This is a genomic window from Neobacillus sp. NRS-1170 (genome assembly GCF_050468025.1).
Window position 1 is genome coordinate 19,633 of sequence record NZ_JBITPF010000039.1, and the last position, 17,062, is coordinate 36,694.

Here is a 17,062-nt window from a genome sequence, read left to right on the forward strand (position 1 = left end):
ATTGAAGCGTGATGAAAGTGGATTAACACTAGTTGAGGTGTTAGCTACATTAGCAATATTCTCTATGGCTGCTGTTATTATTTGGAGTGTTTTCTTTCAAGGGTTAAATTTTTCGGAAAAAGCGATTTCGAAGAACTTTATGCTCCAAGAATCAAATATACTAGTTACGAATTTAAAAAGGGTACATCAGAAACTTATCAAATATGAGATCAGAAGTGAAAATTGTACAATAAAAGTTACAGATCTAACTAATCCTTCGCAAGTACAAGAGTTCAACCATCAAAGTATCTGTTTTAAAATACTAGAGATTAATAATGTTTCAGGTTCAGGGCCAATAACAATCGAACCAAATAAAAATGCAAATGATGTCTCTTTGAAAATTAGTGCCAGCGATAAGAATAATCAGGCAAATAGTGTCACTATTAATACATTTCTCTACCGAGTGAAGGGTGTTGATTATCAATGAGTTTAAAGAATGAAAAAGGATATGCACTTGTAACGGTATTAATCGTAATAGTTGTGTTTATGATTATTTCTCTTTCATTCATGGGTCAAGCCTTTAGCAGTACAAAGCAAAATCAAGTAGTAGAGAAAAAGTCTCGATCTGTTGCTGCAGCAGAAATGGGAATTTCCTATTACCAGGTTGAAATTCAAAGAACTTTTGAATCGAAACAGCAGGCTGTAAGTGACTATATTAGAGCAAACCCGGCGCTTAGAACTAACTTTAAAAGGGAAGCAGCCGTCAAAATGGCAGATGAGCTGCAAAAGACAACAATCACTACACCTGCTAATGTCCCTTATCATATGAATAATTATGTAGTTATTCCTGATCCTAATCCCAGCTCGAATAAAGTTAAAATCAGTTTAAATGTAGTTGGCACGGATAACCTAAAAGAATCGACACTATTTGCGCAAATGAGTATTAACTTTGATTCCATCGTTAATCAGGCAGCAGAGGAAAACATTACAGAAAATGCTCTTCCGATCTATACGAATGTTTCAATGGCACCGTCAGGATGTAATACGTTAGATTGTACTAATGTTTATATAAATGGTAATGGAAGCTTTTCAGGGAATAACGGTATAAAGGATAACCAAACAATTTTTTCTACAGGTTCATTAAGTTTCACGGGAAATGGTAATGAAAACAATATAACCAATGTCAAAATTCATTCGGAAGGTGAACTCACCATTGGCAAGAATATGAATAGTGCAGCAAATATACTTATTGAAACAAAAGATAAAGCGAATTTCATGCAAAATGTAAAAATAAGTGGGTCATCAAAAATACTAGTTAATAAATCCTTAGATGCGGATCAAAATTTAGAGCTTGCAGATCATTCATTTGTATTTGTAGGCGGAACTGATGTACCAAATACTGATAAGGCTGCAACGGTTGATAACAATTTAAATATCCTAACTTCCTCGAAAATGTGTGTGAAAGGAAATTTATCCGCTAAAAGTATATCTGTCGATTCAAACAGTAAGCTATATGTTCTAGGAAGAGTTTGGGAAAGTGGTGTGGAAACATCCAATTACACTGTCAATAGTGACACATTTATCAAAGAGTGCGGAATGGAAGTACCGGTTGATTTCAAAATTAAGTGGGGAGATAACGTTAATACACTCATCAATAATGTCGATTATAATTAACTACAAAAAAAGAGGTGTGACCAAAGTTGTTAAGAACAACTTAATCACACCTCTTTTTTAAAACGACGAATACTCAGCCACCCGATTCCTACCAGCCCTCTTCGCTCCAACATATAGTGCTTGGTCAGCATGTCTAATTAACGCTAATGAATCATCTGCATCCTCAGGAGCAGTTGCAACACCAATAGAAGCAGTTATGATTACTTGTTGTTGATTGTAATCTAAAGACTGCCGAAGGATAAAAGGCCTGCCCGCTATCGATTGCCTAATATGCTCAGCAATTTGATAGGCTTCTTCTTTTGTAGCATCCGGCAATAAAACTACAAATTCTTCTCCACCATACCGGGCGACTGTCCCGCTAACTCCTACCAGTTTACTTATTCTACTAGCAATCTCACGCAGGATCTCATTTCCGCTTTGATGCCCAAATGTATCGTTTACCTGTTTAAAATGATCTATATCTAAGATAATTAATGATAATGTTCTCCGTTCGAATCGGGTCAATCTTTTAAATTCTTCATTCAACAGGTTCTCCAAATAACGATAATTGTATAATTTCGTTAAGGAGCAGTGTTCACTTTGCATTTTCGTCAATTCATAATGCTTGGCATTTTCCATCGCAACAGCAAAGTGAGAACAAAGGATCTCAATGATCATAAGTTGAAATTTTTCATAGGCACGTCTCCGCTTTGATGCTAACAGTAATACCCCAATCACCTTTCTATTTCTTACGATTGGCACACACAAAATACTTTCAGCATCACCGGGTATATACCCTGTTGTTATTCCCCGCCATTCAAATCTTGCTGAGTAATGATAGGACTTTTGGTTCGCCCAACTTCTGCCGCTGATGCCTTCATTTTTTTTCAAGGCTGGCAAATCATTGGATAATACTTTTCCAGCTTCTATGCGGCGAATTAATATTAGTTCATCTTCGTTTGCGTCAAAAATGTAGGCATAGTCTACTGGGAGCATTTCCCCCAGTTTTTGAATAAATAGGTCAATAACATCAATTACCTGCAGGCGTTCTGCCATTTGATGGCCTATTTCGGCGGCTTTTTGCAGATATACATTAATTTTTTCACTTGAATAATAAAGGTTAAATATGATTGATAAACTTACGAACGGTACACCTACAAATAAAAGCGCAAAAAGCCCCACCTGAATGTAGAGGATATACAAAATAATACCAATTGGCAGCGTAATTAATGTTGTAATGGTCTCGACAAAGAAATCCTTCCCAAAATAAGGCTCTTTGCTTTTGTAAATAAAATAAAGATTAAAGGAAATGATTACTTGGTTTATCAAATAATTTATTATTGCATATATGACTGCAAGACCGATTGCGGTTGAATTATCAGCCAATTTCGGTCTTGACTCTCCGCCTAGTAAGTAATAGACAATCCCACTAATAAAAGACACTAAAAAGAACATAATCAAATTTAGCGGTAGTCGAAAAAATTGACCGTTTCGAAGAATTTTAAGCTTTAAAAGCAATGCAATGACAGCGACCTGTGCAAAGACCATTTCAACAAATAAGCCATATCTTAAAAACGTCGCGAGTGCTACCCATTGGATTAAGAAAATAAACATCTCGTTAATGACAATCGGCATGCAGGCCACAACACAAGTTAAAAGCAAAAAGGCTAATAAATCGATCCAAGGACCAGAAAAATGAGGGGGGTAAGATTGATAGGTATACCACATGCCTGCAGGCACTAATAAAAGCCATACGATAAAAATGACCTTTTTTATTTGCGGGTTTACTTGCATCTTACTCCCCCTCCCCGAACAAATATTATTAATTTAAGATAAAATAATTTTATCAAATTATAGGGGGCTTGTCACAACGGAATCGTCAAATTTTTCAAATTTTTACATATAAATGGTTTTGCTTCCGAAATAAAATAAAGCGATCCTGTCACAACGATCATGTTATTTTCTTGAAGGTTTTGCATCTCTTCTACTACATAAGATTTCCAGTTGTCAACGGCCACTTTGTTTTGTGATTGGGAGATGTTCAGCAAATCCTTCCCGTCGGCGGCCCGCGGGAAATCAAAGCTGACAAAGGATATTTGATTCGCTATGGTATCGAGCTTGGCGATCATTTTATCAAGCTTTTTGTCCTTTAAGGCTGCAAAAATGATATGGATAACTCGATCTGCATATCTTGAAGATAATTCATGAACTAAGGCTGTAATTCCTTCATCATTGTGGGCGCCATCAATAATAACGAGTGGATGTTCCGAAAGGATTTCAAATCTTCCTGGCCAATAGGCTGATTTTAATCCGCTCCTAACAGCTTGCTCAGAAATGTTGAACGAGCTGACTTGATTCAAAAATTGTGCCGCACAAACAGCTAGTGAAGCATTTTCCGTTTGATGCTGGCCAATCATGCTAATTTCGAGATGGTCCAAGTTGTTTGTTGGGGATTGTAACTTAAAAACTTCGCCCTTTGTGAGCGATGTATGAGAGCTTATGGAAAATTCCTGATTTAACCGATAAATGGGTGCTTCCCTTTTTTCCGCTTGTTCTTCGATGACTTCTAATGCACCTGGGTGTTTTACCGCTGTAAAGATTGGTGTCTTCTCTTTAATAATTCCCGCCTTTTCAAATGCAATTTCTTCATAAGAATTGCCGAGAATATTTGTGTGGTCAAGCCCTATGTTTGTAATGATCGAAGCTAATGGCTGAATAATATTGGTGGAATCAAATCGTCCACCTAGGCCTACTTCAAAGAGAACAATATCAACCTTATTCATATTGGCAAAATAATAGAAGGACATGGCGGTAATCACTTCAAATTCCGTTGGGCCACCAAGTTCCGTTTCTTCTAATTCATCTGCTAAAGGGAGAATAATATTGGTTAGATTCAGTATTTCTTGATCGCTTATCGGCTTTCCGTTCACACTGATTCTTTCGTTAAATTGTTCGATATAGGGTGAAGTAAACGTACCAACCGTATAACCGGCTGCTTCCAGAATCGAGCGTAGAAAGGTAACGGTCGAACCCTTTCCATTTGTACCGCCAATATGGACGGCTTTGATTTTATTTTCAGGGTGGTCGAGCTTTTCCATCATCCATTCCATCCGTTTTAAACCAGGCTTAATCCCTAGCCTTAACCTGGCATGAATCCAATCTAATGCTTCCTGATATGTAGTAAACATTCTTGACACTCCATCTATTTAGTCTGGGAATAAAGGCGAGACGAATCCAAATTGGATTCGTCTCTTTATTGTTTAACCTTTTAATTCTTTAATACGTGCTTCAACAATGCTTCTCTTTTCAAGATAATCATTTTCCTTGGCACGTTCTTCAACGATTACACTTTCCGGAGCTTTTTTGATAAAGCCTTCATTGCTTAATTTCTTCTGAACTCGTTCTACTTCTCTATTTAGTCTTTCATATTCTTTTTGTAGACGAGCGATTTCTTCGTCAATGTTGATTAAGCCTTCAAGCGGCAAGATTATTTCTAATCCTGTTATAACCGCTGTCATCGCTTTTTCCGGAGATTGAACCTCAGTGCCCATTGTTAATTCTTCCGGATTACAGAAGCGTTCAATGTAGCTGCGGTTCTTCTCGATGGATTTTAAAATCTTTTCATCTTTCGCTTTAACAAGCATTTTGATTTTCTTGCTTAATGGAGTATTTACTTCGGCACGGATATTCCGTACAGAGCGGATCATTTCCATTAACAGCTTCATTTCTCCGGCTGCTTCTTCATCCGAAAGCTCAGGCTTCACCTCAGGCCATTTCGCTGTTGTAATCGATTCTCCAGCGTGAGGTAGGTTTTGCCAAATTTCCTCGGTGATAAACGGCATGAATGGATGTAATAAACGCATCGTATTGTCTAATACATAGGCCAGAATGGAACGAGTCGTTTTCTTCGCTGCTTCATCATCACCATATAGTGGAAGCTTCGCCATTTCGATATACCAGTCACAGAAATCATCCCAGATAAAGTTGTAAAGAGCACGGCCAACTTCACCGAATTCATAGCGCTCAGATAGTCTTGTTACATGGTCAATCGTTTCATTTAGACGAGTTAAAATCCACTTATCGGCAACTGATTTTTCGCCGCTGAAATCAATTTCCTCATAGGTCATGCCATCCATATTCATTAACGCAAAGCGGGAGGCATTCCAAATTTTATTGGCAAAGTTCCAGGTCGCTTCAACCTTCTCAGTGCTATAGCGTAAATCCTGCCCTGGAGAAGTACCAGTTGATAAGAAGTAACGTAAGGAATCTGCACCATATTTATCGATGACATCCATCGGGTCAACACCGTTACCTAAAGATTTACTCATTTTTCGGCCTTGCTCGTCACGAACGAGACCGTGGATGAGAACATCTTTAAATGGACGCTCGCCAGTAAATTCGATGCTTTGGAAAATCATTCTGGATACCCAGAAGAAAATAATATCATAACCGGTTACTAAAACATCTGTTGGGAAGAAACGCTTGAAATCAGCTGCTTCCGTATCAGGCCAGCCCATTGTCGAGAACGGCCAAAGAGCGGAACTGAACCAAGTGTCCAATACGTCTTTATCCTGCTCCCAGTTTTCACTGTCAGCTGGTGCTTCATGGCCTACATAAACTTCTCCAGTTTCTTTGTGATACCATGCTGGGATACGGTGTCCCCACCAAAGCTGTCTTGAAATACACCAATCACGGATATTTTCCATCCAATGGAGGTATGTTTTTTCAAAACGGTCCGGAACGAAATTTACTTTGTTTTCTTTGCTTTGAAGAGCAATTGCTTCATCCGCAAGCGGCTGCATTTTAACAAACCACTGAGTTGAAAGGTATGGCTCGACTACCGCGCCGCTCCGTTCAGAGTGGCCAACGGAATGCAGGTGATCTTCAATTTTAAATAGAACGCCTTGTTCCTGAAGGTCCTTTACAATTTGCTTTCGGCATTCAAAACGGTCTAAACCTTGATATTTACCAGCCTTCTCGTTCATGGAGCCGTCTTCGTTCATTACAAGGACACGTTCAAGATTGTGACGGTTGCCAAGTTCGAAATCGTTCGGATCATGTGCCGGTGTAATTTTTACAGCCCCGGAACCGAATTCCATATCCACATAATCATCGCCAACGATTGGAATTTCACGGCCAACGATTGGAAGGATAACGGTTTTTCCAATTAAATGCTTGTAGCGCTCGTCTTCTGGATGTACGGCAACCGCTGTATCACCAAGCATTGTTTCAGGACGGGTTGTCGCAACCTCGATATGTCCTGAACCGTCTGCTAACGGATATTTCATGTGGTAGAAAGCACCTTGAACATCTTTGTAAATAACTTCGATATCAGATAAAGCCGTTTTCGTGGATGGATCCCAGTTAATGATGTATTCACCGCGGTAAATGAGTCCTTTTTTATAAAGGGTAACAAATACTTCACGAACTGCTGAAGATAAGCCTTCATCAAGGGTGAAGCGCTCACGTGAGTAATCAAGACCAAGGCCAAGTTTTGCCCACTGTTGGCGGATATGGGAAGCATATTCTTCTTTCCATTTCCACGTTTCTTCAACAAATTTTTCTCTTCCTAAATCATAGCGGCTTCTGCCTTCTCCGCGAAGCTTTTCTTCAACCTTTGCCTGGGTCGCAATTCCGGCGTGGTCCATACCAGGGAGCCAAAGAACGTCATAGCCCTGCATTCTTTTCATTCGTGTAATGATATCTTGTAACGTAGTATCCCACGCATGACCAAGGTGAAGTCTGCCTGTAACGTTTGGCGGCGGGATAACGATTGTATATGGCTGTTTGCCTTCATCATTTAATGCTTCAAAAAACTTTCCTTGTAACCACCATTCATAACGACCTTTTTCAATCGCTTGCGGGTCGTATTTGGTTGGCATTGATAATTCTTTTGTTTCCACTTAATATTCCTCCTTCAATTGTACCGGAAAATAAAAAAACTCCATTCGTCATAAAAGGACGAATGGAGTTGCTTCGCGGTACCACCTTTTTTCCAATCACATAAAATGATTGGCACTTAACTGGATAACGGATTTCATCCGTCTTCAACTACTCGGGCCAAATGACCTTTTCGCAGAAGAAGCTCTTGGGCGACCTTCTGATGAACCTCTTAGGAAATCTTCCAGCTAATGATTTCCCTCTCTTTAAGCAGGCTGGCATCGTACTCTTCCCTGTCTTAGCTTAACTTTTTAAATTATATTGTTATACTACCGAAAAAAAGGGTTTCACGTCAATCATGATTGCCGATTTTTTTATTATTTATACTTTATGAGCAGGAAGACGAAATTGATTGTATTTATTATGCACTTTTTTCAGTTAGTTCTTCAAATGATTGTGCTGCTTTGGAATTTTTAAGAATGCTTTCCGATTTAGCCATAGTAATGCCTAGGATCGACCAAAAAATCGGTGCAACCGGAACTGTACTAATATTAAAAAATGCTTGTACCAAATACCCTATGATTGTCGCCATTAGTCCGTAAAGAATTAATTTCTCATTCCCCTGTGCTTGTCTAACAGCTTTGAATGCCCTCCTAAAAATGACAAATATGAAAAGTAAGTAAGTTAAGAGTGCAGGTGTGCCTATTGTAATGGCTATCTGCAAATATTCGTTATGGGCTTTATCAACTGTTATATTTGGATCGCCAAAAAATTCTTGCAGTTCCTCTGGAGATGCTTTGAAAACAAATTCAAAGGTATCCGGGCCAGAGCCAACCCAAAAATATTTTGGAATAAGCGGGAACGATTTTTCCCAAATAAAAAAGCGCGATGAACCTTCATGGCCGGTACTTTGATTTGATGCCACACTATAGGTATCCGTGACAACAGAGTTGATTCGATTAAAGTATTGGCCCTTTTCAGTGATATTAATAACCAAAAGTAAAAGTGCCATCGTAAGTAATAAGGAAGCCCATTTTTTCCAAAGATATTTTCTTTTCAGGACAACAAAAAGGGAAAGAAAAACAGTTCCGCAGAAAACACCGACATAGCCGCTTCTTGTACTCGAAAAAATAAGGGCAATGAAGCCTAAACTTGACACAATAAAATATAACGATAATAATTTTTTATTTTTTTCCGTTAAATACATCATCATCGAGACTAACAAAATTAATACAAGATACGATCCAAAAAAGTTAGGATTATCAAAAAAGGTATAGGTTCCAGTATAACCACGCATTGCACTGTTTCTCGGCAGGAAATCTAAAGAATAGTGCTGCAGTATTCCATACACGGAAACAATCATTGAAACAATGGCAATGCCAGGAAAGACTTTATTTACCTTCTTTAAATCTAGTAACTTATATGAAAAAAGAAAAACACTGCAATAGGAGAAGAAGGTAATAAGTCCTTCCTTGCGATCGATTGAGCCATAAACCGAGCTATATGTATAATTTGTAAAAGCAGTTGAAAGCTCCACTAATGATAAGAAAACTAATAATATATAGATTGCTTTTGATTCATCTTTTGCAGGTAATAAAGTACGATATTTTCGTTTAAAAATAATAAACAGCCATGCAGCAAACACAAAAAGATACAAGTAATTGGTCTTAGTAGTGGTGTAGTATGGATCAATACCCCACGGGTAAATCATTAACGGAAACAAAACGATAAACCAATACATTTACAATTTTTCACCCTTTAAGATAACTGCTAATTTATTTACTTTCTCATTATTCCATTTCCTAATAAACTATTCAATCTGAATTTTTCATTAAAATGATTTATTTTAGGGGAATACGTAGTGGGTTTGGAATATACATAAAATAAATGTCATAAAAGCAAGGGGAGGTTTTCCAGGTGAAAGGGAATTTCAACAAAATCAAATACCAACCCTGGTTTAGAACGTGCCGGAGAATATGCGGACAATTTATTGTCCCTTTTGTGATATTTCAATTTATTCGAACGCTGTTACTGCCTACAGTCTTTGACGTATTATTATTAGCGGTGTTTATCGCTATTGCGATTTCCATCTATTTTGACGTAGTTTAAGGAGCCCATGGGGCAGGTTTCTCACTGCTGCTGGGCTCCTTCTTTTGCTTTTTGCTGGGCTTCGATTTCCGACATTCTCATCACGACATACTCCGAGTTTTTCAAATGCCAGTAGCGTTGCTGCAGCTTACGGACGAATTTCAACTCGTTCTTCGGCCGCTGCTTTCGATAATATTTTTCTGCCATTTGGATAATTGGAGTTGGATAAGCCAAATAGCTGTAGAATAGTTGTTTTTCATCTGCTTTAAATGGAAAATATTTATAATAATGATAAATCCAATCGATGACATCATCACTGCGCTTTGGGCTGGTATTTAAGGCGCGGGATAAATAAGGCAGAAGATCATGAATCGGTGAACCATAGCGGGCATTTTCAAAGTTAATAAAAAAGCCATAGCCCCGTTCATCGTATAGAAAATGTTCGGATGATAATTTCCCATGGGTAATCACCATTCGGGCCTTATCGTTTTCTTTTGTCCCCTCATACCATTCTTCAAATTTTGTTTTCGAAAATCTTAGTGCCTGGTTAATTTCATTGTAGTACAGGCAATAAAGCAATTCGAATGGCGACATATAGGTTTTCTTTTCGCATTCATCAACGAAGCCATCCAAGAATTCCTGATGTTTTTCGTATTGTTGAATCGTCTTTTCATAATGTTCAGTTCGTTCTTCTTTGCTTATCGTGATTTCTTTCGCAGAAAGGGTGTGAAGTCTGGCCAGTTCACGGAAAAGCTGGTGATTCTTTTGCTGCCGATCTTCACGGTGATCATTCGGCATCCATGGCATTAGATAATAAAGGTTATTTTCGTGGAGGACAGCATACCTGCCATCCATCGTCGGATAGATTGGAACGATACGATTAAAGCCTTTTTGATAAAGTAGATGAACGTGACGAATGAAATCGGTTCCGGTTGCAGGGGCGATTTTTTTTAATGCAAAGGTGCCTTTATTGGAATAGACTTTTTGAACAGGTCCGAAATCTTCAACAAAATAAGGTTCAATAAGATAGTTATTTAATATTGGTGAAAATTCATCTATTCTGCTTGAGTCACTCATAGAACTCAACTCTCTTTCCTCGAAAAACAGAAGCACTGATAAATGAAGGTGAGCAGGTCAGAAAACCCGCTCATCTTCTTTTAAAAAATTATTTTTTAGCTAGTGTTGCAGGGATATATAATACCTGGCCTTCATAAACATCTTGATTCAGTTCCAGCTGGTTGACGCGGAGAAGATTGTTTACGGAGACATCGTAACGTTCTGCCAGGCTGTCTACGGTATCCCCTTTTTGAACGATGCACATCTTTAATCTCGCTTGGTCTGCCCCCTCGTCTTTCCGGGCAAAAAATTCTGTCAGCGTCATGCTTTTCTTTTTTATCGGAAGCTTTTTCTTAATCTTGTGGATAAAGTCTTCTGATGAAGAGGATGAAGAGGAGCTTTCTTCATGCCCTGAAACTTCCACTTCTTCTGCTTTGACTTCCACTTTTTGAACTGGCTCTTTTTCAACGACAATTTTCTCTTCTTCTACAACCGCCTTTTTCTTATCACCTCTTGCTTCTTGGAAGCTCCAGGCAGGCTGGTAGTTTTCTTCTTCCTCTTCTTGATAGAAGTTTTGCTGCGGCTGATAATTGAAGGTTGGGTATTTCGGTAAAACGTCAACACTTTCTTCTTCCAGCGGCTTCCTTGCTTCTGTTTCAAACAAGAAGCTGTCTTGATAATTGTTTTGTAACGCAGCCTGGATGGATTCTACTTCATCCACTTCAGTTTCGGAGCGGTGAAGGACTTCAAATTCAGGTTCTGCTGCTTCTGCTTCTTCCTCCTCCTGCTGCTGCTCAGTTCCGTAAAGACCACTGATAGTCAGCTCAGCTGAAAGCTTCAAGCAGCTACGCTCTGGGAAGGAGTAGTCAAATGATTCAACGAGGACATCAATATCATAAATACTTTGAATCCGATTGTTCGGAATGGTGATATCGACTGGGAATCGATGTGAAAATTCACAGATTTCTTCCCCTTCGCGTTCTGCCACTCGCTCGACAAATTTTTGAGAGGTAAACCCTTCTTCTTCAATTACTTCGCTTTCTTCGTAACTTTTATATTCGCCGGTGAGTTCCAGCGAACCTCTTATGGTTACGTACTGATCGTTTTCCTGGATGGTGATGTCCGGGTCTAGAGAAATGGAGATAAGCTCTTCGACTTCCTGTCCTTTTCTAAACCACAGCGACTCCTCCAAGGAAAATCGCAGACACGATTGATTCTCCTGGGACAAAGCGACTCCTCCTTTCGTTTCCTTCACGTAAAATCACTATGTCACTTACACTCTATGAACCAAGTGGATTTTTTATGATAAAAAAGAGATTTGTCTGTGAAAAAGAATCGTGAGATGGGTTGGAGTGCGTCGATTTGCTGATTGGAGTGAGATATCCGCTGATTGGAGCGGTTATCCGCCAATTGGAGCTCATTATCCGCTGATTGGAGCCTGTTATCCGCTGATTAACGTAGCTAACTAAATAAAAAGCACCCACCAAACAAGGTGGATGCTAACACAAAATTATTTAAGTTTGGAGAATGAAATCTCAGCCGCTTGAATCGTTTTTTCAATATCTTCGTCGGAATGCTCAGTAGATAAGAACAATCCTTCAAATTGTGATGGCGGAAGGAAGATGCCCTGATCAGCCATTTCACGATAATACGCTGCAAAAAATTCCAAGTTAGAGGACTTTGCTTTTTCATAATTGATAACCTCTTCATTTGTAAAGAAGAAACCAATCATCGAACCAGCGCGGTTGAATGAAATCGGAATATCATATTTTTCAGCCGCAGCCTTAAAGCCTTTTTCCAGAAGGTCACCCTTACGAATAAATTCGTCATAGTGCTCCGGTGTTAATTGGCTTAATGTTTCAAAACCAGCTGTCATTGCAAGCGGGTTACCAGACAAGGTTCCAGCTTGGTAAATCGGACCGGCTGGGGCAATTCGCTCCATAATCTCCGCTCGGCCGCCATATGCCCCAACAGGAAGGCCGCCTCCGATAACTTTACCCAAACAGGTAATATCCGGTGTAATGTTGAAATAACCTTGCGCACAGTTATAACCGACGCGGAAGCCAGTCATTACTTCATCAAAAATAAGCAGTGAGCCGTTCGCAGAAGTAATCTCACGAAGGCCTTCTAAGAAGCCAGGAAGCGGCGGAACAAGTCCCATATTACCGGCAACTGGCTCAACGATGATACAAGCGATATCCTCACCGAATTGTTCAAACGCATATCGCACGCCTTCAAGATCATTGTAAGCGACGGTAATCGTGTTGGAGGCAACCCCTTCTGGCACCCCTGGGCTGTCTGGCAATCCAAGTGTTGCCACACCAGAACCAGCTTTTATCAATAAGGAATCACCATGGCCATGATAGCATCCTTCAAATTTTAAAATCTTGTTGCGTCCTGTGTAGCCGCGAGCTAAACGAAGCGCACTCATCGTTGCTTCCGTACCAGATGAAACCATCCGTACCACTTCAATAGATGGTACACGTTCGATGACAAGCTTCGCCAATTCATTTTCCATTAAGGTTGGTGCACCATAGCTTGTACCTAATTCAGCTACTTTCTTAAGCCCTTCAACCACTCGGTCGTTTGTATGGCCGAGGATGAGCGGCCCCCAAGAAAGAACGTAATCAATATATTCATTGCCATCAATATCATAGATTTTGGAGCCTTTGCCTCGTTCCATAAAAATCGGATCCATATTCACTGATTTAAAGGCGCGAACCGGGCTGTTGACACCGCCAGGCATTAGTTTTTGGGCTTCTTTAAATGCTTCAATCGATTTTGTATACGAACGCATCTTTTTCCCTCTTTTCAAAAATGGATTATTCCTCTTCCTTTAACCAGCGAATCGCATCTTTTGCGGCATAGGTGATGATAAGATCTGCACCTGCACGCTTCATGCCAATGAGCATTTCAAGAACGGTCTTTTTCTCGTCAATCCAGCCGTTTAATGCGGCGGCTTTGATCATGGAATATTCACCGCTTACGTTGTATACGACAACAGGTAAATTAAAGGTATTTTTCATATCACGAACGATATCTAGGTAAGGCATACCAGGTTTAATGATTAAGAAATCTGCGCCCTCAGCTACATCGGATTCTGCTTCCCTAAAGGCTTCCAACCGGTTTGCCGGGTCCATCTGATAGGTTTTACGGTCGCCAAACTGCGGCGCGCCTTCTGCCGCTTCACGGAATGGTCCGTAGAACGCGGAAGCATATTTGACGGCATATGACATGATTGGAATTTCTTGAAAACCAGCTTCATCTAAACCGGCGCGGATCGCCGCTACAAAACCGTCCATCATGTTTGACGGTGCAATGATATCAGCCCCAGCTTCAGCTTGGGCGACAGCCGTTTTAACAAGTAATTCAAGAGATTCATCGTTTAGGACTTTCTCCCCTTCTACGACACCGCAATGGCCATGGCTGGTGTATTCACACAAGCATGTATCAGCGACAACGATGATTTCTGGGAATTTCTCTTTTATAAAACGGGTTGCTACCTGGATAATGCCGTGGTCATGGTAGGCTTGCTCACCGCAGGCATCTTTTGTTTTCGGGATACCGAATAGCAATACGGACTTAATTCCGTGGCCTACAATATCCTCCATTTCCGCTTGAAGATTGTCCATGGACACTTGGAAGACACCAGGCATGGATGATACTTCGTTGCGAATGTTTTCCCCTTCATAAATAAACAGCGGATAAATGAAATCTTCCGCTTTCAGGTGGTTTTCTCTAACAAGTGCACGCATGCTTTCACTTGAACGCAGACGGCGGTGGCGTTTAAATTGAAGATCCATTGTATTTTCCTCCCAAAATAAATCTTTATTTGCGAATCCTATTTTAGCGATGCTTTTTTTAAAAAATCTATCGTGCTATTAATCATGTCTTTCACAGTATACTCCTTTGGTGAAGCATGCACCGTAAGGCCGTATTCATGTAATTTTTTCTCAGTGACTGGCCCGATGCAGCTGACGATGCAGTTTGACATCGGCTCGTACAAACCGAATTCCTTTACCACTTCCATGAAATGATCCACCGTTGATGGACTTGTAAAGGTTAAAATATCAACCTCTCCATCAGCCAACATTCCACGTACTTTTAAACGGCTTTCCTCAGGCAGGTACGTTTCATAAATGATGACCTCGTCAACCTGAGTGCCAGCCTCTGTCAAAGCAGTTGCGATATATTCACGGGCAAGGTTGCCTTTTGGAATTAACACCTTTGAACCGCCCTCAAGAATCGGTAAAAACTCCTCTACAAATTCTTCGGCAACATAAACCGAAGGAACAAACTCAGCTTGAACCCCTTTTTCCTTCAAAACCTCTTCGGTCTTTTTACCAATGACGGCGACCTTCGGCAAAACCGCCACACCATCTTCTAAAAAAGAAAAAAAGGTTTCCACCGTGACATTACTCGTAAAAATAATCCAATCATATGTATCAAGAGCCCTCAAACAATCTTGAATGCGCTCATTTGATGCTATCGGTCGAAAGGCTATTAGAGGGATTTCCACGGGAATCCCTCCAAAGCGTTCAACAAGCTGGGAAAAAGATTTTGCTTGATCTTTTCCTCTTGGAACAAGCACTTTTTTATCAAGGAGAGGAAGGGAGTTTAGCATTGACCTTCGAGCTCACGTTTCACTCGATCAATCAGGTCCTTGGCTCCTTTTTGAGTTAATAAATCCGCAGCTTGAACACCAAGCTCTTCCGGATTTTGTCCGCGAAGTTCTTCTTTAAAAATCTCTTGACCTTCAGGAGATCCCACTAAAACATTTAAGACGATTTCATCGTTTTCATCGATACGGGCAAACCCGGCAATCGGCACCTGGCAGCCGCCCTCCATTTTTTGAAGGAAGGCACGCTCAGCAAGAACGGCTCTTTCCGTTTCCTTGCAGGTGAATTTTTCAAACAGGTCAAGAAGCTCTTTGTCATCTTCACGGCACTCGATCGATAACGCCCCCTGTCCAACGGCAGGGATACAAATATCGGCATCAATAAATTCAGTCACGACGTCGCTTGCCCAGCCAAGGCGGGAAAGGCCTGCTGCCGCTAAAATGATGGCATCGTATTCTTCACTCTTTAATTTTTCTAATCTTGTATCGACATTACCGCGGATCCACTTAATCTCTAAATCCGGACGCTGCGCTAACAGCTGGGCACTGCGGCGCAGACTGCTCGTACCTATAATGGCCCCTGGTTTCAAATCCTTTAGCTTTACATGGTCTCTAGAAATAAGGGCATCGCGGTGATCCTCACGGAATGGCACACAGCCGATAGTCAGACCCTCCGGCAATACAGCAGGCATGTCTTTCATACTATGAACCGCCATATCAATCTCTTTATCCAGCATGGCTTGCTCAATTTCCTTAACAAATAACCCTTTACCGCCTACCTTGGATAAGGTGACATCTAAGATTTTATCACCTTTAGTGACGATTTCTTTTACTTCGAATTCGAAGCCGGAATCTATTTTTTTAAGCTGCTCTATCACCCAATTTGTTTGTGTTAAAGCTAACTTGCTGCGTCTAGAGCCAACAATAATTTTTCGCATGACTGCCTCCTATGAGTACCATAAATGAAAAGATGATAATCGACCAAATAAGAAAAAGTTAATTAATACGATTAAAAAAGATGCTGTATTCCAAAGGGCTAATTTTTTCCCTGATAGATTTTTTGCAATCCGGAGATATAAAAAAACGCTATAGGCCGTTAGTAAGAGAAACGAACCAATAATTTTCATATCATACCAAGGCATCCCGGGAACCTTAAGAAAAGCCCATTGCAAGCCCAAGATGAGCGCTAGCAGCAGCATAGGAACACCGATTACCGCTAATATGTAAGATAATCTTTCGAGTTTCTCTAAATCTGCGATTCGGACGAGACGTGTTCCCCATTTTTTTCTTTTTAATAAATCGTATTGAAGCAGGTATAACACTGAAAAAACGAAAGATAATGAAAAAGCCCCATATGATAGAATGGCCATTGTAATATGAATTAATAAAAGTTCAGATACTAGTTGTTTGGCCATGACATGTGAGTGGTATTGCATTGGGGCAAAGGTATGAATCGCCATGACAATAAAGCCTAATATATTTGTAAAAAAAACAATAAAATCTACCCTAAGTAATCGATTTATACCAAGTGACAATGTGACTAATACCCAAGAATAAAAATAGAGTCCCTCAAAGATAGTGAGAACAGGGAATCTGCCTGTTTTATTCATATAGAAAAATAGAAACACTGTTTGTAAAATCCATACAAATGCAAGTAACCAGAAGGCAGTACGGTTTGCCTTCCGGTTATGGTGAATGAAGTCGAAAAAATATAACAACACACTGAAGGCATACAGAACAACTGTAAATTCGTGAAGCCTTGTCATAAAGACATCAGACATAATTCAG

Annotated in this window: 14 protein-coding genes and 1 other annotated feature; of the genes, 3 read left to right on the forward strand and 11 right to left on the reverse strand. The window is 40.0% G+C overall.

Translation table 11 applies throughout. The annotated features are described in order from the left end of the window. Position 1: 1 nt before the first annotated feature. Positions 2-466: a PulJ/GspJ family protein gene (locus ACIFOT_RS17790; RefSeq protein ID WP_430066682.1), complete on the forward strand. Its 465-nt coding sequence runs from the start codon at positions 2-4 to the stop codon at positions 464-466. After that, positions 463-1,653 (forward strand): hypothetical protein, encoded by a 1,191-nt coding sequence (locus ACIFOT_RS17795; protein ID WP_430066683.1) that lies wholly within the window; start codon positions 463-465, stop codon positions 1,651-1,653. The genes ACIFOT_RS17790 and ACIFOT_RS17795 overlap by 4 nt, the downstream gene beginning before the upstream one ends. A 57-nt stretch (positions 1,654-1,710) precedes the next feature. Here ACIFOT_RS17795 and ACIFOT_RS17800 read toward each other — a convergent pair whose 3' ends face one another. The 4 genes from ACIFOT_RS17800 to ACIFOT_RS17815 all read right to left on the reverse strand — a co-directional run bounded on the left by ACIFOT_RS17800 (position 1,711) and on the right by ACIFOT_RS17815 (position 9,253). After that, entirely contained in the window at positions 1,711-3,426 is a 1,716-nt protein-coding gene (locus tag ACIFOT_RS17800) for a diguanylate cyclase (RefSeq protein WP_430066684.1), read from the reverse strand. A gap of 71 nt (positions 3,427-3,497) precedes the next feature. After that, positions 3,498-4,820, reverse strand: coding sequence for a bifunctional folylpolyglutamate synthase/dihydrofolate synthase (locus ACIFOT_RS17805; RefSeq protein WP_430066685.1), 1,323 nt, complete (start codon positions 4,818-4,820; stop codon positions 3,498-3,500). A 72-nt stretch (positions 4,821-4,892) separates the two neighbouring features. Continuing rightward, the gene (locus ACIFOT_RS17810) at positions 4,893-7,535 is read right to left on the reverse strand and encodes a valine--tRNA ligase (RefSeq protein ID WP_430066686.1); all 2,643 of its coding nucleotides are present in this window, start codon (positions 7,533-7,535) and stop codon (positions 4,893-4,895) included. A 51-nt stretch (positions 7,536-7,586) separates the two neighbouring features. Then, positions 7,587-7,821, reverse strand: a binding site (T-box leader). Positions 7,822-7,933: 112 nt separating this feature from the next. Continuing rightward, positions 7,934-9,253, reverse strand: coding sequence for an O-antigen ligase family protein (locus tag ACIFOT_RS17815; RefSeq protein WP_430066687.1), 1,320 nt, complete (start codon positions 9,251-9,253; stop codon positions 7,934-7,936). A gap of 176 nt (positions 9,254-9,429) precedes the next feature. Here ACIFOT_RS17815 and ACIFOT_RS17820 point away from each other — a divergent pair, with 176 nt between their 5' ends. Then, positions 9,430-9,621: a hypothetical protein gene (locus ACIFOT_RS17820; RefSeq protein WP_430066688.1), complete on the forward strand. Its 192-nt coding sequence runs from the start codon at positions 9,430-9,432 to the stop codon at positions 9,619-9,621. 21 nt (positions 9,622-9,642) lie between these two features. Here ACIFOT_RS17820 and ysxE read toward each other — a convergent pair whose 3' ends face one another. From ysxE to ACIFOT_RS17855, 7 genes are all read right to left on the reverse strand, one after another. Continuing rightward, positions 9,643-10,677 carry a spore coat protein YsxE gene (ysxE, locus tag ACIFOT_RS17825; RefSeq protein WP_430066689.1) on the reverse strand — a complete coding sequence of 345 codons (1,035 nt, stop codon included), beginning with the start codon at positions 10,675-10,677 and terminating at the stop codon, positions 9,643-9,645. Between the two features lie 88 nt (positions 10,678-10,765). After that, positions 10,766-11,884 (reverse strand): stage VI sporulation protein D, encoded by a 1,119-nt coding sequence (gene spoVID / locus ACIFOT_RS17830; protein WP_430066690.1) that lies wholly within the window; start codon positions 11,882-11,884, stop codon positions 10,766-10,768. Between the two features lie 282 nt (positions 11,885-12,166). Beyond that, positions 12,167-13,453 carry a glutamate-1-semialdehyde 2,1-aminomutase gene (hemL, locus tag ACIFOT_RS17835; RefSeq protein ID WP_430066691.1) on the reverse strand — a complete coding sequence of 429 codons (1,287 nt, stop codon included), beginning with the start codon at positions 13,451-13,453 and terminating at the stop codon, positions 12,167-12,169. 25 nt (positions 13,454-13,478) lie between these two features. Then, positions 13,479-14,459 carry a porphobilinogen synthase gene (gene hemB / locus ACIFOT_RS17840; RefSeq protein ID WP_430066692.1) on the reverse strand — a complete coding sequence of 327 codons (981 nt, stop codon included), beginning with the start codon at positions 14,457-14,459 and terminating at the stop codon, positions 13,479-13,481. Positions 14,460-14,497: 38 nt separating this feature from the next. Then, entirely contained in the window at positions 14,498-15,280 is a 783-nt protein-coding gene (locus ACIFOT_RS17845) for a uroporphyrinogen-III synthase (RefSeq protein ID WP_430066693.1), read from the reverse strand. Further along, on the reverse strand, positions 15,274-16,212 hold the full coding sequence (hemC, locus tag ACIFOT_RS17850; protein ID WP_430066694.1) for a hydroxymethylbilane synthase: 939 nt from the start codon (positions 16,210-16,212) through the stop codon (positions 15,274-15,276). Before hemC ends, ACIFOT_RS17845 begins: the two co-directional genes overlap by 7 nt. 9 nt (positions 16,213-16,221) lie before the next feature. Further along, positions 16,222-17,055 carry a cytochrome C assembly family protein gene (locus ACIFOT_RS17855; RefSeq protein ID WP_430066695.1) on the reverse strand — a complete coding sequence of 278 codons (834 nt, stop codon included), beginning with the start codon at positions 17,053-17,055 and terminating at the stop codon, positions 16,222-16,224. Between the last annotated feature and the right edge of the window lie 7 nt (positions 17,056-17,062).